We start from the raw sequence: 20414 nt of genomic DNA, 5'->3' as shown, positions 1-20414 counted from the left end.
GGAAGGATTGGACTACCTCCTTCCCCGTTGGCCAAATCAGATTTTGCGCTGAATTCTGTACACATATGCCAATATTTCGGCTATCGCTTTGAAGAACTCTTCGGGAATCCTGCCACCTATTTCAACATCTTCATAGAGTGACCTGGCAAGCGGCCGATTCTCCACCATGACGATGTCGTTTTCACCAGCGATCAATTTTATCTTTTGGGCGATGAAATCGACGCCTTTCGCCACGACAATCGGAGCGTCCATATCCCCATCCTTATACTTCAATGCAATCGCATAATGGGTGGGATTCGTGATGACGACGTCCGCATCAGGCACTTCCTGCATCATGCGTCTCATTGCCATTTCCCGCTGACGTTGCTTAATACGGGATTTAATGATGGGATCCCCTTCAGAGTTTTTATGTTCATCCTTGATATCCTGTTTGGACATGCGGAGATTTTTTTCATAGTCAAATTTCTGGTACATAAAATCGAGAATGGAAATGAACAATAAGACGAACGCAGCCGTGATTCCCATCAAAGCGGTGAGTTGTCCCACGGTTGTCAACGTATCCCACGGACTTTTAAATGCCAGTCCGAGTACTTTGTCGATATTCGCCATGATGATCATGGTTGTGACCGTTCCGATAAATGAAATTTTCAATAAGGATTTCATTAATTCAATAATGGCGCGAATGGAAAAAATGCGTTTAAGTCCTTTGATCGGATCAATTTTTTTCAAGTCGAATTTTAAAGGTTCCCCAGTAAGGAGTAAGCCAAATTGGAACAGATTTCCTGCTATTCCTGCGACGACCGCGATCAGCATGATAGGCAAAAGAATGAACGCCATTTGAATCATGACATCATTGTAAATCAGCATTGTCTGATTCTCATCCAAAATAGGCAGTGTGACGTATTCTGTGAACGCCTCATTGAAAAACACGAAAAAGCGGTCCCTCATGAGTCCCGCGGCGAAGAACAGGAACAGGAACACGGAAAGTAGGAGAATTGCACTCGTAACGTCCTGGCTTTTTAGGACTTGACCTTTCTTCCGGGAATCTTGGCGCTTTTTAGGGGTGGCTTTTTCAGTCTTTTCCCCCGCGAAAAATTGCAGATCAAGCCGTATCATCATGTCAGCCACCTCCTAAAATTATCATCAGGTCCCTCATTCCGATTATCATCACTTCAAACAATTTCTTCATCATTTGGATCATGACACCCATCATAATGAATAACACTATGAAACTGACACCGATTTTAATCGGGAATCCGACAACGAAAATATTCAATTGCGGCACTGCTCTTGCGGTAATTCCAAGTGCCAAATCGACGAGGAACAACGTCGCTACTACAGGTATCGACATTTGAAATGCGATTGCAAATGACGTTGCAAATGTCTTTATCACAAATTCCGCCAGACGTTCCTCACCGAATGCGGGCCAAAGTTGATCCACCGGGATGAATTGATAGCTATAATAAATACCGTCCAGCAACATATGGTGTCCGTTCAATGCGAGCAATAGTAGAATGGCAAGCGAGTTGAAGAATTGGCCAAGAAGCGGTGATTGTGCTCCCGTTTGCGGGTCAATGACGTTCGCAATGGCAAACCCCATCTGAAAATCAATGAATCCGCCCGCAATCTGGATAGCGGACATAACGATGAACGCAAGTATTCCAATGAATAACCCTGTCATTGCCTCTTTTACAACGAGCAATAGGTATGCCCCGTCAATCTCAAGGTCAGGCATGTCCAGCGTATAAACCATCATCCAGGCAAGCAGAGCACCGAATACGACGCGATGAGTTGCTGGTATCGTCCTGTAAGAGAACAATGGAAGTGTTACAAAAAAAGAAGTGACCCGAGTCAGGACAAGTAGATATGCGGCGAGTGAAGGTATTAACTCTTCCATTTCATCACCCGACATACCTGCCCAAGTTCTCAAAAATATCAGAAGCGAACGATGTCACTTTCGCTAGCATCCATGGACCGAAGAATACAATTCCCACCAATACAGCAACGATTTTAGGCACAAATGCCAGTGTCTGCTCCTGAATTTGTGTTGTTGCCTGAAAGATACTGACTGCAAGTCCAGTTACTAATGCAAGGATAAGGAGTGGGCCGGAAGTCAATAGAATGACCCAGATTGCACGCTCAGCTATCGCTACGATTGTTTCCTGCGTCATTCAAAACCCTCCTAAAAACTTTGCAGCAATGATTTGATAATGAGATACCATCCATCAACGAGGACGAAGAGCAATATTTTAAACGGCAGTGAAATCATGACCGGCGGTAACATCATCATCCCCATGGACATCAGAATACTCGCTACAATCATATCGATGACCAGGAAGGGAATGAATATCATGAAACCCATTTGGAATGCCGTCTTTATTTCACTCAGTGCGAATGCCGGAACGAGCATCGTTAGCGAGATATCTTCAAGTGATTCGGGTCTCTCCGCTTTATTGTATCTGAGGAATAACTCTAAATCTTTCTGGCGGGTATGTTTGCTCATGAATTCTTTAAACGGCATACTCGCCTTATCATAAGCTTCATCGAGTGTAATCTCTTCTGCGAATAATGGTGTAAGTGCCTGTTCATTCACTTGCTGAAATGTCGGCGCCATAATGAAAAATGTGAGAAATAATGCGAGTCCGACAAGAACCTGGTTTGGAGGCATCTGCTGCGTCGCAAGCGCCGTTCTGACGAAGGAAAGAACGATAATGATCCTTGCAAACGAAGTCATTAGAATCAGAATGGCGGGCGCAAGAGAAAGAACCGTCAGAAGTAACATCATTTTGATGGATGTCGATACATTGGACGGATCACTATCCGAAAAAAACTGGGTAATTTCATTCATCTCGGTTGCGCTCCTTTTCTGTCAAGCGGCCGATATGCCGTTTCCTCTCCTCTTTCATCTCCTCAAGCCTTGATTTGAACATATTGCTGAAATCAGTTGTCTCTTCCGTTTTTTCGTACGGGTTGTTTTTTGATTTACTAGTCACTTTGGCTACGATTCGATTGAGCATTCCAGCCGGAGACTCCACGCTATCGCCCTCATAAAATTCAACGAGTTTATCGATTTCCTCCGAGTCAGTTATCTCTTTCAACATACGGATATCATCACCGACACCAATCAGATAATACGATTCACCGACAACAACCAATTGGATGGATTTATGCTGCCCAAGGGAGATGCCTCCCATATTTTTCATGTAGCGACTCTTATCATAAAGTCTGTTTTTTCGATTGACGAATTTTAAAAGTCCGAATAATAATCCAATGACAAAAATCAATGCAAATAATGTTTTTATGTAATCCCCCGCTGAGGAACCGACAGCAGGCTCTTCGGTTGCAGGGTCGGCAGCTGGAACATCAGCATCTTTTTCCGGTTCCATTTCCTTATCTCTGTTGAACAACTCAGACACAGGCTTATTCGGATCAAGCTCTGTGTCTGCAGAAACGGATGTATATGGAAATTGACATGCGATGAGAATGAATAAAAGAAAAGCCGATAAGTACTTGTGTAAAAACAATGAATTCATCCCTCGATTATCCTAATGCTTTTTCAATAGCTTCAACGACACGGTCTGCTTGGAACGGTTTGACGATGAAATCTTTCGCTCCTGCTTGAATTGCATCGATTACCATTCCTTGTTGCCCCATTGCGGAACACATGATAACTAAAGCCGATGGGTCTTTTTCTTTAATCGTTTTTAATGCAGTAATACCATCCATTTCCGGCATCGTGATATCCATCGTCACGAGATCCGGTTTTAGTTCCATATATTTCTCAACAGCTTGTGCACCATCCGCCGCTTCACCAACAACTTCAAAATTATTTTTCGTCAAAATATCTTTAATCATCATACGCATAAAAGCTGCGTCATCCACTATTAATATACGTTTACCCATTTCCATTACCCCCCGTTAGTTATCTTAAATTGTTCAAACGTTCTGTTCGGCTTAATATATCCGTGATCCTAACACCGAAGTTTTCGTCGATAACGACAACTTCTCCTTTTGCAATATGGCGGTTGTTCACCAATATATCAACCGGTTCACCTGCAAGTTTGTCCAGTTCAATAATAGAACCGCTCGACATCTCCAAAATTTCCTTGACCGAACGATTTGTTCTTCCAAGCTCGACCGTTACTTGCAATGGAATATCAAGAAGCATATTCAAATTATTCGCTTCGGATTGGTTCAAAGTCGGACTTTCAAAACTTGCGAACTGTGCCTGCTGAACTTGCACTTGTGGCTGTTGAGGACGCATTGGCATCTGGTGTTGCACAGGCGGTTCATTGGCGTACTGCTGCATCCCTTGAGAAGAGACCTCATGTCCATAAGATTGTTGCTGTTCCGGTTGCTGTTCTCTAGGAGAAGGCTGCTGTACTTTTGGCGGTGCCATCTCCGCAACCGCAGCAGTCTCCTCTTCCACGTCCCCTCCGATAAGGGAGGCTACTAATTTCTTCCCAAATCCAAGAGGCAGCAATTGCATGATATTCGAATCAATCAAATCACCGACCTTTAGAGTAAATGACACTTTTATCAATAAATCGTCTTCGGGAATAAGTTCACGCCCCTTATTTCCCAAAATATCCACCAGGTCGATTGAAGGAGGCGAAATATCAACTTTTTTATTGAATAATGTCGACATTGAAGTCGCCGCTGAACCCATCATTTGATTCATCGCTTCTTGAACTGCACTCAAATGGATTTCACCTAGGTCCATATTCGGTTCCGAACCATCGCCTCCCAACATGAGATCCGCAATGATAGCCGCGTCACTTTGTTTGATAACGAGTAGATTCATCCCGCTAAGCCCTACTGTGTAGTCCACTTTAACGGCAACATACGGATGGATGAATTCTTCTTCTAACGTTTCCTTATCAACAACCGAGATGGTTGGTGTCGTTATATCAACTTTTTGACCAAGCAGCGATGACAATGCCGTCGCTGAACTGCCGAATGATATATTGCCGATTTCACCGAGCGCATCCTGTTCCATTGCGTCCAAATAATCTTCCGTCGCTAAAATCTTTTTTGTCGATTCCTCTACTTCACTACTCGGCAACGGTTCCCCGCGTAATAATGCTTCTATTTCTTCCTGCGAAAGGATATTATCACTCATCATCTTCATCCCCTCCAATCTCTGTATCTATTATCTGTACAGCCATCCGGTTTTTCAAATGGCCGGGCTGTGCGGTGAATTTCGGCATATCGCCGATTTTGATGATAAGCGGATCCTCAATTTTACTATCAAGCTTGATGACATCCCCCTTTTGAAGGTAAAGAAAATCCTCAATCGTCATCTTTCCATTGCCAAGTTCAGCGATGACCGACAACGGGGCTTTTTTTAACCTTTTTTCAAGAATTGCACTTTGCTCTGGCGACGGTTCTTTTTTATTTGTCTGCATCCAATAACGGACCGACAAATTGGGTACGATCGGTTCGAGAACAACGTGCGGAATACAAATGTTGATCATCCCGCTTGATTCACCGATCACGATATTAAAGGAAATGACTACAACCGTTTCATTCGGCGATATCATCTGAAGGAACTGAGGATTCACTTCCATCTCTGTCAGGAATGGATCAATATCAATGATTCCGGACCACGCTTCCCGTAGATTATCGAAGGAACGCTCAAATAAGTTAGTCATGATTTTTAACTCGATCTCCGTCAAATTATCGACTTTCCCCGGGCTTGCTCCCACTCCTCCCATTAGGCGGTCAAGCATCGTATAAGCAATGTTCGGATTTACTTCCATCAGGATGTTACCTTCCAAAGGCGGTACTTCAAAGATATTAATTAACGTCATATTTGGAATGGAACGGATAAATTCCTCAAATGGGATCTGATCGACCGATGCCACATTGATTTGGACGTACGTTCGTAACTGTGCTGAAAAATATGTCGTCAGCAATCTAGCAAAATTTTCATGTATCCTTGTTAAACTGCGAATTTGATCTTTGGAAAATCGTAGAGCACGTTTAAAGTCATACACTTTGACTTTCCGGGTCTCGTCTTCCTTTTTCATGTCTTCTGCAGACATTTCCCCTGTTGAAATCGCAGATAATAATGCGTCGATCTCATTTTGGGATAAAATATCCCCTGACATATGGTCACCTCCCGGCATCTGAGTTTGAAGTTCAAAATTTGACGATATAGTTAAGTCGAAATAAAGAATTCCCACTAATACACAGGATTCAGTTCTTCAACTTAAATGCTTATTGAATAATATAAGATACGATATAGACTTTTTCGACGTCACCGTTTTGCATAAGTGGATTTAAGTGTGATTTCAATGCATCCTCGAAGGCTTGTTTACCGGCTTTCCCTTCTAGATCTTTCGCTGTCATCTCGGAAAGTTCCTGGATGACGATGTTTTTCACTTGGAAATCCCTTTTGGCAAGCTCTTCCGCCGCCTTTTTATTGTCCGTCTGGATTTTCAAGGTGATTCGGATGAATTGCCGGTTGCCTAAATTCGTTGTAATCTCTTCGACATCAACCGAGGATTCGATGATGTCATCAATTGTCGGTTCTTTTACGTCATCGCCGTTTTTCAGCTGCATGGCGAGTACGAGTGCAACACCGCCTAGCAATGTAATACAGACGATTATGATTAGGGATACTGTCAACAGTTTATTCTTCATGTTCTTCACCTCGGATATGCGGATTTGATAACAACTGGACCGCCTTATAAAATTCGACGATCCGGCTGTTCACTTCATCGGCCGTATCGAGGACAACATATTTCGAGCCTGTCGTCAATGTAATCGTAGTATCGGGAAACGACTCAATTCTTTCTATGTATAATGCATTCAACGTGAACGCACTGCCATTCAAGCGTGTAACTTGTATCATATATGTAAGGGGCCGGGCTGCAAGAGCCGGCCCAGCCCTCCTTTTCTTGTGAAAGCTATGCTATATAAGTTAGATTATAGACGTCCACTGGACGCGATTCGACGCTAGGGGAGCCTTCTCTCAGTATGTTCGATTTAGATAAAGTAAGTTTCTTATCGTTTCAAGTTGACAAGTTCTTGAAGGATTTCATCAGATGTTGTAATGATCCGCGTGTTTGCTTGGAATCCACGTTGCGCAACAATCATTTCAGTGAATTCTTCGGCAAGATCGACGTTGGACATTTCTAAGAACCCGGATTCAATTTTCCCTCGACCTTCATCAAGGGGTCCACCCGTGGAGGCCGGACCAGAGTTGGCTGAGATTTGAAATAAATTCCCGCCTACTTTTTCGAGTCCCCCAGGGTTCGAAAACTTCGTTATAGATATTTGAGCATCTCCCTGGACTTCATCTTCGTCTGGAAGTACATATTTCACACTTCCATCTTGACCGATTGACATCGATGTGGCGGTAAGTGGTATGTTAATTTTATTGTCATCAATATCTAGAACATATCTTCCCTCTCCATCTACTAAATCGCCTGCTTGATCCATATAAAAATTACCGGCCCTAGTATAGAATGCATTATCGCCGCCATCTTCCCCCACCTTAAAGAATCCATCACCTGCAATTGCCAGATCTAGTGTATTCCCTGTAAATTGTGTTGAACCACCAGTATGGATCGTATCGATTGCCGCGATTTGAGAACCAAGTCCCACTTGTTTTGCGTTAACCCCACCGCGCGCACCGCTTTCCATAGGTCCGGACGATCCCGCTACCGTCTGTGAAATCAAGTCTTTAAAGATTGTACGGCCTTTTTTAAATCCGTACGTATTGACGTTAGAGATGTTGTTACCAATTACATCTAGTTTTGTTTGGAAGTTTCGTAGTCCTGAAATACCTGAATACATTGAACGTAACATTTATGTTTTTCCCCTCTCGATTGTAAAAAAGTGTATCTGCTTCCGTCGGTCAGCAGATGGATGGCATCCTAATAAGGTCCTGCCATTCGGTATTAGCTAAGCACGATTGTGCCGTCGATGTTCGTAAATAGTTGATCTTTCGCTTCCATGCGATCCATCGCTGTAATAACTGTCGAATTTTTTGCACTGACAATAAGTGCTGCCTGATCCATCAGTACGAGCGATTCTTTGATTCCCTTCACCTTCGCCTCATTCACCTTTTCAGTGACATGTGCCCATTCAGCATCCGATATATGGATATTCCGTTCCGTCAAACGTTCTGATGCGTGTTTGCTGATTTTAAGTTCAGCAGGCTGTACCGCTTTATTCAGATGTTCAAGAAAGGATTGTTTCGGACTTGGTTGGATTTTCGGCGATTGTCCTTGGCGTATGAGCGGTTGCGAGGGAATGCGATGGATGTTTACGTTGTCCATACATTCACTCCGTTCTTGCTTATTGGCTTATTGATGTGAAATTGTTACCATCAATACGGCTTCCGTCATTTAAAATGTACTGCAATTTTCCTTCTTTATTAGAAACGGAGACGACTGTACCTGTCTTTTCTACCTCGCCATCTGAATACCCGACTGTTTTCCCGATTAGCATACTAGCTTCCACGAGGCTGTTTGTATTGCCAGCTCCGGCAAGAACTTCCGAAATATTGCCCGGCGTCAGTTCTTTCCCATCCTGCATCGTAAATATAGCGGAACCATTCACGAACTTCACCGAATTAATCATTCCTGTTCCTTCGTTAATGACTGGTTTGCCGTCTTCTCCGGTTTTGTCCGTTATTTCATGCCATTTGATATTTTTCCCTACGAAGCTATTGTACTGAATCAGTTGTGATTGGTTTTGTGCTTCGGCAAATTTATCAAAGGACTTTGATAAATTCATCGTCTGTTCCAATGCAGAAAACTGAGCCATCTGAGCGATAAACTCATTATCTTTCATCGGGTTTGTCGGGTCCTGATTTTGCAATTGGGTGATAAGTAATTTCATGAAGTCATCTTTCCCCATGACCCCGTTACCGGTTTGGCGCTCATCCCGTTTTTTATTGACCAAATACATCGAACTTGAAATTGGTTGTTGTCCATCAATCATTACTTACACCTCTAACTCGATCATATATTCTTGGAATGTCATTCCTTCTTCATCATTTTCATCATGATGGTTTTCCGTTTCTTGTGCCTCTTTTTTGAAGTGCTGATTAAACGCCTGCTCACGATCATTTCTTGAGGTGTCTTGCAGTGTTTGGGCAATGTCGATTCGTTCCACTTGTAGGTTTTGTTGCAGGAATGCGCTTCTGAGCTGGTGCAGCTGACTATCTAGCATCTCTTTGCCAAGTGCAGTCGAAGCAAGGATTCTTGCTGTCATGATACCGTTGTTTTGAATCAATTCAATTCTGACTTGACCGAGATGTTCCGGATAGAGTTTGATGAGCAAACGGTTCGTTCCACCTGTCTGACCGAAATTCGCACGCTTGAAAATAGTTTGCATCTCTTTGATCAATGTCTCATTTCGTGCGCTATTACGATTTTCCAATTCAGCATTTGTGATTTCACCTTTACCTACTGCCACGTTTCCAGCTACACTGCTATACGTTTGTTGTGTTAACTCTGAACCTTTATCCGCCTGAATGACAGTTTGTCCGACATGTTTCGACTCCATCAACTGTAAAATCCCATGGTTTGCTGAACTCTGGGAATTACGTACATTTCCAAAATGTTCCCCCTCAGTTACCAAGTAACCTTGCAAGGAAAAAACCTGCTGTTCCTGCTTCATAAATAAATCTGTTTTCGGTGCTGCAAGTTCAGCTGTTTTCAACAGTGTCAACAAATCTACCGCCTGTTGTTTCGGGATAACGCCTTTTCCTTCGAGTGCCTCCGTCAATTGTGTGAAAAAATTTGGAGCCACTTTATCAATGGCATTCAATACCGTCCAAAAATCGGTCGTATTAGCCACTTCCGAGAGTTCATCTTTCGTTAGTCCTGCTTTTTGTAACAGCGGAAGCAAACTTTCAACCAGTTCTTCGAGATTAAGATCTAACATACTGGCCAGCTCTTCCAGATTACCTAGATTGTCGATTAAGTTCAGTTTATTTGTCGAATCCTCGTTTTCCTCATCCGTTTTACCCTTTGCTACAACTTCAAGCTCTTCTATAGATGTCGCGTTAAAAATGGCCAATATCGATTCATCTGAAATCCCGTTGTCACTCGGTTCTTGGACCGGAACGACGGATAAAGGGGTATTTCCAGCGGCACTGCTAAAAATCGAACCGAATGTACTTTGTTCCGGCTTCTTTGTCTGCACACTAGTTGTCGGAACCTTCAAATTAGCCCCACTTGTTGCTTGCATCAATGCGATGTTCACTTATCCACCTCCCTTCAATAGTATCGGCAGAAACCGACAACTATTTAGTCATCATCACAGTGTATTTTGCAGCGTCTTCTGGTGACATTTTTTCAAGAACGGAAGCAAGGGTAGCCGGTTTCAAACTAGTTAAAATCCGAATGGCTTCCGCGTCACTCATTTTTGATATGACAGGGGCTGCAGATTTTGCCGACATCTGCTCAAAGGTCGACACGATATCTTTGAAATTTCGTTTTGAATCCTCTTTTTCTTGTTCAAGTACCGTGATTTCTTCAAGAAGCTTTTCCTGTTCCTTCAACAATTTCTTATTTTCATCGGAAGATTTATCGAGATCTTGTTGTACTTTGAAAAGTTGGGCTTCCTTCTCCTGAATTTCCGCTTGCATCGTCACGACGCGCTCTTCTAGGATAATCTCTCCTGCTTCCGTTTCCTGTTCCTTCTTTTCAGTAAGGAATGGAAGATTTTCTGACGATCCTTTTGCTTTGTCAAAAACGTTTATGTCAAGGACAGTTGCGATAATCAGGAATACCGCCATTGCAAATAGAAGCGGAATAATGACCCAAAGCAGTAAAACCTGTAATATCCCTGGGCTCTTCTCTATTTCTCCTGTAGAGAATTCTTTTGTTCGTTTAGTCTTTTTCACCCTATTATCACCCGTTTTCTCTTCCGCGGAACTTCAGCGTCGATAATTCATCAAGCTCTATCGCTTCCAACTGTTCCATTTCTGCGCGATGATTTTCATGATCTTTTTCTCTCATCTTTTCAAACTTTCGCACCTCAAGCGTTTTTTCCAACAGTTTATTCTCATACCAATTCATTTTTGAACGGGCTTGCATCACTTGCTGCTGCACTTCTGCAGTCCTTTTTTCTAAACTGGTAATGAATCTAGCATAGTGATGAATTTCATTGACTGAAAATCCGGCCGTCATTTTAACTTGTTGCTCCATAAGAATATCTTCTTTCTTTTTCAGCAAATCATATAGTTTGGTTGCGACTGTTTCGAAAGCCTCAACAGCCCCTTTGAACTCAACTTCCGTCTCAGTTTTCTCCTGTTCCCGGAACGTCAACACTTTTTCAAAACGATAATGGTAAGGTTTCAACCTCTATTACCTCCCGTACCAAGCGAAACGAGCTCTGCTATGCTGTCTTCTATTGAAACGTTATCTTTATAACCTTGTTTTAAATATTTTGTGATTAGTGGCTCGAATTCGATTGCCTGGTCGATTTCTTTTGAAGTGCCGCGTTTATAGGCGCCGATATTAATAAGATCTTCAGATTTATCGTACGTGTAATAAAGATCACGCAGTTTTTCGGCTGCTTTGACGTGTTCTGTATCCGCAATATGGTTCATAAGCCGACTAACGCTTTTCAGCACATTGATAGCAGGGTATTGCCCCCTGTTTGCGAGCGTTCGATCGAGTACGATGTGGCCATCAAGGATTCCCCGAACTGTATCAGCAATCGGCTCATTCATATCATCGCCGTCCACAAGAACTGTATAGAACGCTGTTATGGAACCGCGCTCATTGGTTCCTGTCCGTTCCAGCAGTTTCGGCAATATCGCAAAGACGGATGGTGTATAACCCCTTGTGGCAGGAGGTTCCCCGACGGCAAGGCCTATTTCGCGCTGGGCCATCGCAACCCGTGTGACAGAATCCATCATGAGCATGACGTTCATTCCTTTATCCCGGAAATACTCGGCGATGGCTGTTGCCGTAAACGCACCTTTTATGCGCATGAGTGCGGGCTGGTCCGAAGTTGTCGCCACCACAATCGACCGGCTCATCCCCTCGGGGCCAAGGTCGCGTTCAATGAATTCCCGCACTTCCCGCCCACGTTCCCCGATCAGTGCGATGACATTCAATTCGGCGGTCGTATTGCGGGCGATCATTCCAAGCAATGTACTTTTCCCGACACCAGATCCGGCGAAAATCCCGACACGTTGCCCTTTTCCAACCGTCAACATACCATCAATCGCTTTGACACCGACGGAAAGCTTTTCATTGATCGGCGGACGTGTGAGGGCATTGGGTGGATCCTGTTCAGTCCTGACTGTCACCAATCCTTGCGGGAGAGCGCTGTTGTCAATCGGATTACCCATTGAGTCAAGCACTTTTCCGATTAAATTCATACCCACTTTAATTTCGAGCGGTTTTCCGAGTCCTTCAACGAGACAACCGCTGGATATGTCACGAATATTCGTATACGGCATAAGAATGACGATTTCTTCTTTGAATCCGACGACTTCCGCTTTAATAATGGCTTCGTCTTTTCCGGAATTATTCAAATGGATATGACAGACATCTCCGATTGAACTTTCAGGACCTCGTGACTCAATCATAAGACCTACCACGCGAACTACACGCCCAAGTTTTTTGAAAGTCTTCACCTTCGGAATATAGTCAATCAGTTCTTCCGCTCTTTTCACCGTCACTCACCACTTTCCATGATTTCGATGAGTTTTCCCCTTATTTCGTTCAATTGTTCGTCGATACTGACGACAATCCGCCCATGATTTGTTTCAATATAGCACTCAGTGGATTCGAAATCTTCATTTGCAAAAATAAGGAACGGTACATTGGACGGAAAAATCGATGCAAGCTCCGAACGATTTTTGGAAACAATTTCGAAATAATCGTGGGAGACATACAATTTAATCTCCTTCATTTCGCGTGTTTCTTTCAACGCTCTTTTGACGGCCGACAAATAGATTTCCTTATCTTCTTGCAGCGTTTGCCCGATAATCCGTTCTGCAGTCAGCATCGCGAGTTCAAGAATGACCCGTTCCTGGTCCATAAGGTATTGGGTTGCATTTTCTCTCGATAAATTTGTAGCTTCATTTGCCAGGCGGATGGAAGCCGTCATATCTGAAATCGCTTTGTTTCGCCCTTCTTCATAACCAACCTGGAATCCTTCTTCATATGCTTGCTGTTGAAGTTCCGTCTTTTCAAGTTCCCAGGCTGCCTGCATCGATTTGATATCATCGGTCGCAGTTTGTCTTAACTGTTCAATCACCGATTTTTCCCGTTCATTCGTTTCATGGGCATCTTTCAGCAGACGGTCGCGTTCCGTTAACAATGATAAACGTTCTTCGGCGACGGTTTCTTGCGAAATGGATAAGCTGCGTATCGAGATTTCCTTGGTTTTGCCATCCTCGAGCATTGTATTGAATGAACGGAATACATTAGACAATGATGTCATCTCCTCCACCGCGGGCAATAATGATTTCACCTGAGTCTTCAAGCCTTCGAATTATACCGACAATACGGGATTGGGCTTCCTCCACATCTTTCAGTCGGACAGGTCCCATGATTTCCATCTCTTCCCGGAACGATTCGGCCATCCGTTGAGACATATTCCTGAACAAAATATCCTTCACTTCTTCGCTAGAGACCTTTAATGAGAGAATTAAATCTTCATTTTCACAGTCGCGAATAATACGCTGAATCGACCGGTTGTCCAATGTGACAATGTCCTCGAAGACGAACATCCTTTTGCGTATCTCTTCGGCCAACTCCGGGTCCTGGATTTCAAGCGCATCAAGAATCGTTTTCTCCGTCGTTCTGTCAACTCCGTTAAGCACTTCAACAACTGCATCGATACCGCCTGTCTCCGTGTAATCCTGCGTGACGGTCGAAGAGAGCTTACGTTCAAGAACTGCTTCTATTTCGCTGATGACCTCAGGGGAAGTCGAATCCATCGTTGCGATTCTCTTGGCGATATCCGCCTGCATTTCCTGCGGTAATGAGGAGAGTATCATTCCAGCCTGTTCCGCATCCAAGTATGACAAGATAAGTGAAATTGTTTGCGGGTGCTCATTTTGGATGAAATTTAAAATCTGCGTCGGATCTGCCCGTCTGGCAAAATCGAAAGGACGTACTTGCAGTGATGATGTCAGACGATTAATAATCGCTTGCGCATGTTCCTTTCCAAGAGCCTTTTCCAGCACCGTCTTCGCGTAGCCGATTCCTCCCTGTGAGATGTAATCTTGAGCTAGTGCGATATGATGAAACTCTTCAATAATTTCTTCTTTCACCGAAGACTCAACTTTTTTGACGCCCGATATTTCAAGTGTCAATCTCTCAATCTCATCTTCATTTAAATGTTTATAGATTGACGCCGAAACCTCTGGACCGAGGGAAATGAGCAGGAGAGCCGCTTTTTGTTTACCCGTCATCCCTTTTTCTTTTTTCACCATAATTCATCCCTCCGTCATTCCTCGGCTATCCATGTCCGTAAAAGTTTTGCAAACTCTTCCGGTTTTTCCTTCGCCATTTTTTCCAGTTGTTTTCTGCGAACAGTCCCCTCTGTTTCGAGTTCTGTATTGATATCATCTACGTCAAATGAAGCTAGTTGTTCTTCTATAATGAATTCTTCTTCCAGCTCTTCCGCTTTTCTTCGTTTCTTGAAAAACGCAAAGACCAGAATAACGATGATTAGTAGCAATGCCCCTCCAACCAGGTACACCCACAGAGGAATTGTGGACTTCGGTTCTGAGAAATCCATCATTTTGCCGTTGAAAGGCTGAACTGAAAAGACGATTTTGTCATTCAACACATCATCAGTCAATTCTCCGGCTGCTTCTTTATCGAGGGTTGTCCGAATAATTGTTTCAAGTATGCGTTGGACATCTTCTTCCAGACCCGGCGGCATAGATGTTGCATCATCTGCTACAGGCGGCTCAACCATGACCTGGATTCCAATGTCACGTATTTTATAAGGGCTTTCCACAATTTCTTTACGAATCCGGTTTACTTCATTATTTACCGTTTCCTCGATCTTTTCATAATCACCATTTGAAAATGCGCCTTCCACGTAACCCGTTCCGTTATCTGTGGGATCTTCCGCTTGCGGTGTACCTCCCGCACCCGGTCCATTGCCTGTAAACGACTCGGTTAGACGCTGGACGCTGAGGGCGATCCCTTCCATACTTTCTTCATCGACAGGCGACACAAGGTTCTCTTCTCTCTTTTCTTTTTGGAAATCGATATCCGTCGTTATGGAAACGATGATTTTATCCTGTCCCATCATTGTGCCGAGCATCATCTGCACTTGGCGCTGCAAATCGCGTTCTATCGTCTTTTTGACCGACATCTGGTCTGCAATGCTTGTTCCATATGGATTATCACTGGTCTTCAAGTCGAAGTACTCAAAATACTGGTTCGTGATGACGATATCATCCGTTGATAAATTCGGGAGGCTCTTTGACACAAGATTATAAAGGGCGGTAATTTGCTGTTCGCTGAACTTATGACCTGCGTCTGTCTTCAGAACAATCGATGCACTTGCCTGTTGGGTACTTTCATTCAGAAAAACGCTTTCTGTCGGCAACGTGATCATCACTTTCGCATCTTTAACACCATCGATTCCTTTCATCAGGTTCGCAAGTTCGGTTTGCATCGACGCAAGTTTAATCATATTGAATTCGTTATCCGTCGTTCCAAAACCGGCATTTTCTGCAAAGAAAGAGTAATCGATCAGCCCTGAATCAGGAAATCCTTCTGCGGCAAGCGACACAAGCAAGTCGTCTACACGCTCACTTGGCACAAGTATTGAAGTTCCCCCAGGAGCAATTTTACTTTGAACCCCTTGGCTATCCAGCTGCTCTTTTATCCGTCCTATTTCCGCTCTGGAAACTTCGGAATACAGTGGAACAAACTCCGTTTTGGATAGGAAGAACGTCAAGATAGCGGCAAGGCTAATAATTGCCACTGTGGTGCCTGTATATGTTATTTTTTGTTTTTTTGTACGACTTGACCAGAACGCCTGCATATCCGTCCTGATTTTTGCCAATCTTTCATTCATTGTAATCCCCCGGTCAGCTTACGTAATTCAACAATGCGGCTTAACTCTATTGATACTTGCAATCAAATAGGCATCCGGATGATTTCTTGATACGCTTCGATTACTTTATTCCGAACTTCCATTGTTGCATTTAACGCAATCGATGCTTTCTGCGATGCAATCATGACATCATGAAGTTCGATATCTCCGCCCATCACAAGCTTTTGCGTCGCTGTGTCTGATTCCATCTGCTTATTGTTCACTTGCTGGATTGCATCTTTTAAAAATGTTCCGAAACTTTGTTGTGCTTCATACGGCGTTGATTTCTTCTGCGGTTCCATTTGCAATGGTCCCGCGGATTGCACAGGATTGAAAACAGATTGTATAGCCATTGGGTCATCTTCCTTCCGGGGTTATCATTTGCCGATTTCAAGTGCTTTCATCAGCATTGATTTATTTGCATTCAAAACAGTAACGTTTGCTTCATAAGAACGTGTAGCGGACATCAGATCAATCATTTCCCTCAACGGGTCAACATTTGGCATGGAAACATATCCTTCGTCATTCGCATCAGGATGGGATGGATCGAAGACAAGCTTGAACGGCGTTTCGGTATCTTCTTTAATACTTGAAACCGTGACTCCGTACCCGGCTGAACCTTTTTGTGGTTTTCCAATCGCAGCATTTAACAACGATGAGAATTGCCCTTCGCGCGGTTGAAAAGAAACGGATTTACGGCGATATGGCTGCCATTCGCCATCTACCATCTTTCCTCGTGTCGTATCTACGTTAGCCATATTGGATGAAATGACATCCATCCGCAGACGTTGGGCAGTCAATGCAGAGGCGGACGTATTCAAACTATGGAATATCGTCATCGTCAACGACCTCCTTTAATAACATTCTGTAACGAATTGAACTTACCGCTAATGCGGTCGACTACCGCATTATAGTAAATTTGGTTAGCCGCCAGATCTGCTTGCTCTTTATCCATATCCACACCATTTCCGTCTTGCCGGTAGCGTAGATTCGAATAATTGAATACACCCGGGTTCGTCGTGTGCGATCTAAAAGCAATATGTCGTGCGTCCGTTCTATAAGCTTCCAATGAATTCTCTTTTGCGTCGGCCAAGACTTCTTTAAAACTGACACTTTTCGCTTTATAATTGGGGGTGTCGATATTTGCTATATTTTGGGCAATCACTTTACCTTTTGTAGCAGAAAAATCCAATCCTCGCTCCAACTGCGAAATCGTCGTTCCAAATATATTCAACGTTTTCACCTCTTGTTTTTTATGTTCCCTATTAATAAAGAATTAAATCATTATTCATTCAAATTAAGTAATCTATCACTCTTCTAGATACTCCTATTGTAGCGGATTTTGTAGATTTTTGTCTATCATATGTGAATATTATCTTTTAGTCCTAAACACCCCTTTTTTTATAGAAAAATGGCACATAAACATCACTAGTCCCTTAGTCATATCGAAAGACATTTATGCCGCGCATTCTCATTCTTCACTCTCCGCCTCTATTTTCACACACAAAAAAGCACTTCTCTCCACGATGGAAAGAAGTGCTTGGATAGAATCCCTGTACTTATGATTTTTGCTTCTCAAGTTCTTCGAGGAATTTATTGTTGAGGACTTTGATATACGTCCCTTTCATCCCAAGTGAACGGGACTCGATAACGCCGGCACTTTCAAGTTTACGCAGTGCATTTACGATAACTGATCGTGTAATCCCTACGCGATCGGCGATTTTCGATGCTACAAGCAACCCTTCATTTCCATCAAGTTCATTGAAGATGTGCTCAATCGCTTCGTGTTCACTGTACGAAAGTGAATTGATAGCCATTTGAACAACTGCCTTGCTGCGCGCTTCGATTTCAATCTTCTCGGATTTCTCACGCAAGATTTCCATTCCTACGACTGTTGCGCCATATTCGGCAAGAATCAAATCATCGTCATGGAACTCATCTTTCAGTCTAGCCAAGATAAGGGTACCAAGACGTTCACCGCCGCCGACGATTGGAACGATCGTCGTCAAACCTTCTTTGAATAATTCACGGTTTTCATTCGGGAACACAGTGTGTGGATTATATACGTCCAAGTTGGGAGACGTTTCTCTTACATCAAATAAGCGGTTTGTATATTCTTCAGGGAATTGACGATCAACGAACATTTGCTTCATTCGTTCGTTGTCGATTTTATGATGGATTTCCAAACCGAGCAATTTACCTTTTCTGCTAACGATGAATGCATTACATTCGATGACGGAGCTGAGTTTTTCAGCCATTTCTTTGAAGTTCACTGTTTTACCTGCTGATTCTTGAAGCATTGCGTTAATTTGACGTGTTTTTGATAACAAATTCATTTGTTGTTTTTCCTCCTCAAAATAATAGCTAAGTGTTTAAAGAATATTCTAAAGGTTTTTACTATTTAAATAAACTAAAACGTTTTACTTAAAGTATAAAATGTGACAAATCTTTATTCTTTGCGATATTTTTCAATTTCTCGTCGACATACGCAGGTGTGATTTTAATTGTCGCGGGACCTATTTCAGACGCTTCATAGGATAGTTCCTCAAGCAATTTCTCTAAAATCGTATGAAGTCGTCTAGCCCCGATATTTTCAGTTTCGTCGTTCACTTCAAAGGCGATTTCAGCAAGTCTGCCGATAGCTTCGTCTGTAAAGTCCAAAACGACGTCCTCCGTATATAACAACTTTTCGTATTGACGGATAAGCGAAAAGTCGGGTTCTTTTAAGATACGCATAAAATCATCTTTTGTAAGCTTATCTAGCTCGACACGGATCGGGAATCGCCCTTGCAGTTCCGGAATGATATCAGATGGTTTCGACATATGGAAAGCTCCTGCGGCGATGAACAAGATGAAGTCGGTCTTCACTGTACCGTACTTTGTCGTCACAGTCGACCCCTCAACGATTGGTAAAATATCCCGTTGCACGCCCTCACGTGAAACATCCGCCGAAGAACCGCCTCCGCCTCTACTGGCGATTTTGTCCATTTCATCGATGAAGACGATACCGGATTGCTCGGTTAATTCGATTGCACGTCTTGCAATTTCCTCAGGATCGATTAGTTTGTCGGCCTCTTCCGCTTCGAGTGCAGTGCGTGCATCCTTCACTTTCAACTTTCGCTTTACCGTTTTTTTCGGCATCAAGGAAGAAAGTGCATCCTGCATATTCGCTCCCATTTGTTCCATACCCGAACCTTGTAACGCGTCAAACATTGAAGGTTGTTGTGCTGATACTTCAACACTGACCATTTGCTCTTCCAGTTCGCCTGCTTTTAGTCTGGCCGCGATATCGGAACGTTTTCGCTTCACTTCGGCAACTTCTGTATAATCAGGCTCTTCCTGTTCTGTCTTTTGACCGAACAGCATTTCAAACGGATTTTGCATATTTCCCATTTTCTTTTTTTCAGGGACAAGAAGTTCAATCAGTCGTTCCTCGGCAAGTATAGCAGCATTTTCTTTCACAGCTTCGCGTTGCTCTTCCCGAACGATCCGGACGCCCGCTTCCGTTAAATCCCTGATCATCGACTCGACATCGCGACCGACATAGCCGACTTCGGTAAATTTCGTAGCTTCCACTTTAATGAATGGGGCATTTGCAAGTTTCGCGATTCTTCGTGCGATTTCTGTCTTACCGACTCCAGTCGGGCCAATCATTAAAATGTTTTTCGGTATGATTTCATTTTTCTCATTATCCGGAAGTAGACTTCTTCTGTACCTGTTTCGGATTGCTACAGCCACTGCCCGCTTGGCTTTGTCTTGACCGATGATATACCTGTCTAGATGTGCAGTCAATTCCTTGGGTGTCAGTTCTTGTCTTTTCATCATTCGAGTACCTCCACAATAATATGGTCATTCGTGTAGACACATATTTCCGCAGCCGTTTCCAGTGCCGCTTGTGCTATTTCAGCAGCAGTGAGCGAATGCCCGCTAAACTTCTTCAAAGCCCGGCCGGCTGCAAGTGCATAATGACCGCCGGAACCGATTGCCAAAATCCCGTCATCAGGTTCAATCACTTCTCCCGTTCCTGATACGAGCAGCAACGTTTCACTGTCCATGACGAGTAACATCGCTTCAAGTTTCCGAAGTATCCGGTCGCCACGCCATTCTTTGGCAAGTTCCACAGAGGCCCGTTGAAGATTCCCGTTATACTCCATCAGTTTTGCCTCGAATAATTCAAACAATGTGAATGCGTCGGCTACTGATCCAGCAAATCCTGCCAGCACTTTACCGCCAAATATGCGACGGACTTTTTTCGCCGTATGTTTCATAACGACTGCATTTCCCACAGTCACTTGCCCATCACCCGACATGGCACAAGAACCTTCATGACGAATTGCAAAGATTGTTGTTGCATGGAATTCCAT

General features: G+C 43.4%; 26 protein-coding genes. All 26 read right to left on the bottom strand.

Going from position 1 to position 20414, the window contains the following annotated elements:
• Positions 1–36 precede the first annotated feature (36 nt).
• The 26 genes from flhB to hslV all read right to left on the bottom strand — a co-directional run bounded on the left by flhB (position 37) and on the right by hslV (position 20414).
• Entirely contained in the window at positions 37–1119 is a 1083-nt protein-coding gene (gene flhB / locus HDC33_RS05075; protein ID WP_179391412.1) for a flagellar biosynthesis protein FlhB, read from the bottom strand.
• Position 1120: 1 nt separating this feature from the next.
• Positions 1121–1897 carry a flagellar biosynthetic protein FliR gene (gene fliR / locus HDC33_RS05070; protein WP_179391411.1) on the bottom strand — a complete coding sequence of 259 codons (777 nt, stop codon included), beginning with the start codon at positions 1895–1897 and terminating at the stop codon, positions 1121–1123.
• Positions 1898–1901: 4 nt separating this feature from the next.
• On the bottom strand, positions 1902–2171 hold the full coding sequence (fliQ, locus tag HDC33_RS05065) for a flagellar biosynthesis protein FliQ (protein ID WP_179391410.1): 270 nt from the start codon (positions 2169–2171) through the stop codon (positions 1902–1904).
• A gap of 11 nt (positions 2172–2182) precedes the next feature.
• Positions 2183–2848 carry a flagellar type III secretion system pore protein FliP gene (gene fliP / locus HDC33_RS05060; RefSeq protein ID WP_179391409.1) on the bottom strand — a complete coding sequence of 222 codons (666 nt, stop codon included), beginning with the start codon at positions 2846–2848 and terminating at the stop codon, positions 2183–2185.
• Complete coding sequence (locus tag HDC33_RS05055; protein WP_179391408.1) at positions 2841–3533, bottom strand: flagellar biosynthetic protein FliO; 693 nt, start codon at positions 3531–3533, stop codon at positions 2841–2843. Before HDC33_RS05055 ends, fliP begins: the two co-directional genes overlap by 8 nt.
• 7 nt (positions 3534–3540) lie before the next feature.
• Positions 3541–3903: a response regulator gene (locus HDC33_RS05050; protein WP_179391407.1), complete on the bottom strand. Its 363-nt coding sequence runs from the start codon at positions 3901–3903 to the stop codon at positions 3541–3543.
• A 19-nt stretch (positions 3904–3922) separates the two neighbouring features.
• Positions 3923–5122 carry a flagellar motor switch phosphatase FliY gene (gene fliY / locus HDC33_RS05045; RefSeq protein ID WP_179392632.1) on the bottom strand — a complete coding sequence of 400 codons (1200 nt, stop codon included), beginning with the start codon at positions 5120–5122 and terminating at the stop codon, positions 3923–3925.
• Positions 5115–6113, bottom strand: coding sequence for a flagellar motor switch protein FliM (fliM, locus tag HDC33_RS05040; protein WP_179391406.1), 999 nt, complete (start codon positions 6111–6113; stop codon positions 5115–5117). Before fliM ends, fliY begins: the two co-directional genes overlap by 8 nt.
• A gap of 109 nt (positions 6114–6222) precedes the next feature.
• Positions 6223–6648: a flagellar basal body-associated protein FliL gene (fliL, locus tag HDC33_RS05035; protein WP_179391405.1), complete on the bottom strand. Its 426-nt coding sequence runs from the start codon at positions 6646–6648 to the stop codon at positions 6223–6225.
• Entirely contained in the window at positions 6638–6859 is a 222-nt protein-coding gene (locus HDC33_RS05030; protein WP_179391404.1) for a flagellar FlbD family protein, read from the bottom strand. Before HDC33_RS05030 ends, fliL begins: the two co-directional genes overlap by 11 nt.
• A gap of 152 nt (positions 6860–7011) precedes the next feature.
• Entirely contained in the window at positions 7012–7818 is an 807-nt protein-coding gene (gene flgG, locus HDC33_RS05025) for a flagellar basal body rod protein FlgG (RefSeq protein WP_179391403.1), read from the bottom strand.
• Positions 7819–7910: 92 nt separating this feature from the next.
• Entirely contained in the window at positions 7911–8291 is a 381-nt protein-coding gene (locus tag HDC33_RS05020; RefSeq protein WP_179391402.1) for a TIGR02530 family flagellar biosynthesis protein, read from the bottom strand.
• A gap of 19 nt (positions 8292–8310) precedes the next feature.
• The gene (gene flgD / locus HDC33_RS05015) at positions 8311–8958 is read right to left on the bottom strand and encodes a flagellar hook assembly protein FlgD (RefSeq protein WP_179391401.1); all 648 of its coding nucleotides are present in this window, start codon (positions 8956–8958) and stop codon (positions 8311–8313) included.
• A gap of 3 nt (positions 8959–8961) precedes the next feature.
• Positions 8962–10227, bottom strand: coding sequence for a flagellar hook-length control protein FliK (locus HDC33_RS16780; RefSeq protein WP_179391400.1), 1266 nt, complete (start codon positions 10225–10227; stop codon positions 8962–8964).
• A gap of 40 nt (positions 10228–10267) precedes the next feature.
• On the bottom strand, positions 10268–10870 hold the full coding sequence (locus HDC33_RS16775; protein ID WP_179391399.1) for a MotE family protein: 603 nt from the start codon (positions 10868–10870) through the stop codon (positions 10268–10270).
• A 7-nt stretch (positions 10871–10877) separates the two neighbouring features.
• Complete coding sequence (gene fliJ / locus HDC33_RS05000; protein ID WP_179391398.1) at positions 10878–11327, bottom strand: flagellar export protein FliJ; 450 nt, start codon at positions 11325–11327, stop codon at positions 10878–10880.
• Positions 11324–12655, bottom strand: coding sequence for a flagellar protein export ATPase FliI (fliI, locus tag HDC33_RS04995; protein WP_370457449.1), 1332 nt, complete (start codon positions 12653–12655; stop codon positions 11324–11326). The genes fliJ and fliI overlap by 4 nt, the downstream gene beginning before the upstream one ends.
• Before the next feature lie 2 nt (positions 12656–12657).
• On the bottom strand, positions 12658–13428 hold the full coding sequence (fliH, locus tag HDC33_RS04990) for a flagellar assembly protein FliH (RefSeq protein WP_179391396.1): 771 nt from the start codon (positions 13426–13428) through the stop codon (positions 12658–12660).
• Positions 13412–14425 (bottom strand): flagellar motor switch protein FliG, encoded by a 1014-nt coding sequence (gene fliG / locus HDC33_RS04985; protein ID WP_179391395.1) that lies wholly within the window; start codon positions 14423–14425, stop codon positions 13412–13414. The genes fliH and fliG overlap by 17 nt, the downstream gene beginning before the upstream one ends.
• Before the next feature lie 14 nt (positions 14426–14439).
• On the bottom strand, positions 14440–16032 hold the full coding sequence (gene fliF / locus HDC33_RS04980; RefSeq protein WP_179391394.1) for a flagellar basal-body MS-ring/collar protein FliF: 1593 nt from the start codon (positions 16030–16032) through the stop codon (positions 14440–14442).
• A 62-nt stretch (positions 16033–16094) separates the two neighbouring features.
• Positions 16095–16403: a flagellar hook-basal body complex protein FliE gene (gene fliE / locus HDC33_RS04975; RefSeq protein WP_179391393.1), complete on the bottom strand. Its 309-nt coding sequence runs from the start codon at positions 16401–16403 to the stop codon at positions 16095–16097.
• Between the two features lie 24 nt (positions 16404–16427).
• Positions 16428–16889 carry a flagellar basal body rod protein FlgC gene (gene flgC, locus HDC33_RS04970; RefSeq protein ID WP_179391392.1) on the bottom strand — a complete coding sequence of 154 codons (462 nt, stop codon included), beginning with the start codon at positions 16887–16889 and terminating at the stop codon, positions 16428–16430.
• A gap of 2 nt (positions 16890–16891) precedes the next feature.
• Positions 16892–17284, bottom strand: coding sequence for a flagellar basal body rod protein FlgB (gene flgB / locus HDC33_RS04965; RefSeq protein WP_179391391.1), 393 nt, complete (start codon positions 17282–17284; stop codon positions 16892–16894).
• Positions 17285–17609: 325 nt separating this feature from the next.
• Entirely contained in the window at positions 17610–18386 is a 777-nt protein-coding gene (gene codY / locus HDC33_RS04960; protein WP_179391390.1) for a GTP-sensing pleiotropic transcriptional regulator CodY, read from the bottom strand.
• Positions 18387–18474: 88 nt separating this feature from the next.
• On the bottom strand, positions 18475–19872 hold the full coding sequence (gene hslU, locus HDC33_RS04955) for an ATP-dependent protease ATPase subunit HslU (protein WP_179392631.1): 1398 nt from the start codon (positions 19870–19872) through the stop codon (positions 18475–18477).
• Positions 19872–20414, bottom strand: coding sequence for an ATP-dependent protease subunit HslV (hslV, locus tag HDC33_RS04950; protein ID WP_179391389.1), 543 nt, complete (start codon positions 20412–20414; stop codon positions 19872–19874). Before hslV ends, hslU begins: the two co-directional genes overlap by 1 nt.

Origin of the sequence: Sporosarcina sp. JAI121 (assembly GCF_013408665.1) — a bacterium.
Lineage (GTDB): Bacteria > Bacillota > Bacilli > Bacillales_A > Planococcaceae > Sporosarcina.
The sequence above is the reverse complement of the archived record's forward strand: the minus strand, read 5'-3'. Positions and strand labels throughout refer to the sequence as shown.

Bases quoted from the DNA above. Each gene is read 5' to 3' on its own strand.
- flhB (WP_179391412.1), bottom strand. From the start codon at position 1,119: ATGATGATACGGCTTGATCTGCAATTTTTCGCGGGGGAAAAGACTGAA.
- fliR (WP_179391411.1), bottom strand. From the start codon at position 1,897: ATGGAAGAGTTAATACCTTCACTCGCCGCATATCTACTTGTCCTGACT.
- fliQ (WP_179391410.1), bottom strand. From the start codon at position 2,171: ATGACGCAGGAAACAATCGTAGCGATAGCTGAGCGTGCAATCTGGGTC.
- fliP (WP_179391409.1), bottom strand. From the start codon at position 2,848: ATGAATGAAATTACCCAGTTTTTTTCGGATAGTGATCCGTCCAATGTA.
- HDC33_RS05055 (WP_179391408.1), bottom strand. From the start codon at position 3,533: ATGAATTCATTGTTTTTACACAAGTACTTATCGGCTTTTCTTTTATTC.
- HDC33_RS05050 (WP_179391407.1), bottom strand. From the start codon at position 3,903: ATGGGTAAACGTATATTAATAGTGGATGACGCAGCTTTTATGCGTATG.
- fliY (WP_179392632.1), bottom strand. From the start codon at position 5,122: ATGAGTGATAATATCCTTTCGCAGGAAGAAATAGAAGCATTATTACGC.
- fliM (WP_179391406.1), bottom strand. From the start codon at position 6,113: ATGTCAGGGGATATTTTATCCCAAAATGAGATCGACGCATTATTATCT.
- fliL (WP_179391405.1), bottom strand. From the start codon at position 6,648: ATGAAGAATAAACTGTTGACAGTATCCCTAATCATAATCGTCTGTATT.
- HDC33_RS05030 (WP_179391404.1), bottom strand. From the start codon at position 6,859: ATGATACAAGTTACACGCTTGAATGGCAGTGCGTTCACGTTGAATGCA.
- flgG (WP_179391403.1), bottom strand. From the start codon at position 7,818: ATGTTACGTTCAATGTATTCAGGTATTTCAGGACTACGAAACTTCCAA.
- HDC33_RS05020 (WP_179391402.1), bottom strand. From the start codon at position 8,291: ATGGACAACGTAAACATCCATCGCATTCCCTCGCAACCGCTCATACGC.
- flgD (WP_179391401.1), bottom strand. From the start codon at position 8,958: ATGATTGATGGACAACAACCAATTTCAAGTTCGATGTATTTGGTCAAT.
- fliH (WP_179391396.1), bottom strand. From the start codon at position 13,428: ATGACATCATTGTCTAATGTATTCCGTTCATTCAATACAATGCTCGAG.
- fliG (WP_179391395.1), bottom strand. From the start codon at position 14,425: ATGGTGAAAAAAGAAAAAGGGATGACGGGTAAACAAAAAGCGGCTCTC.
- fliF (WP_179391394.1), bottom strand. From the start codon at position 16,032: ATGAATGAAAGATTGGCAAAAATCAGGACGGATATGCAGGCGTTCTGG.
- fliE (WP_179391393.1), bottom strand. From the start codon at position 16,403: ATGGCTATACAATCTGTTTTCAATCCTGTGCAATCCGCGGGACCATTG.
- flgC (WP_179391392.1), bottom strand. From the start codon at position 16,889: ATGACGATATTCCATAGTTTGAATACGTCCGCCTCTGCATTGACTGCC.
- codY (WP_179391390.1), bottom strand. From the start codon at position 18,386: ATGAATTTGTTATCAAAAACACGTCAAATTAACGCAATGCTTCAAGAA.
- hslU (WP_179392631.1), bottom strand. From the start codon at position 19,872: ATGAAAAGACAAGAACTGACACCCAAGGAATTGACTGCACATCTAGAC.
- hslV (WP_179391389.1), bottom strand. From the start codon at position 20,414: ATGGAATTCCATGCAACAACAATCTTTGCAATTCGTCATGAAGGTTCT.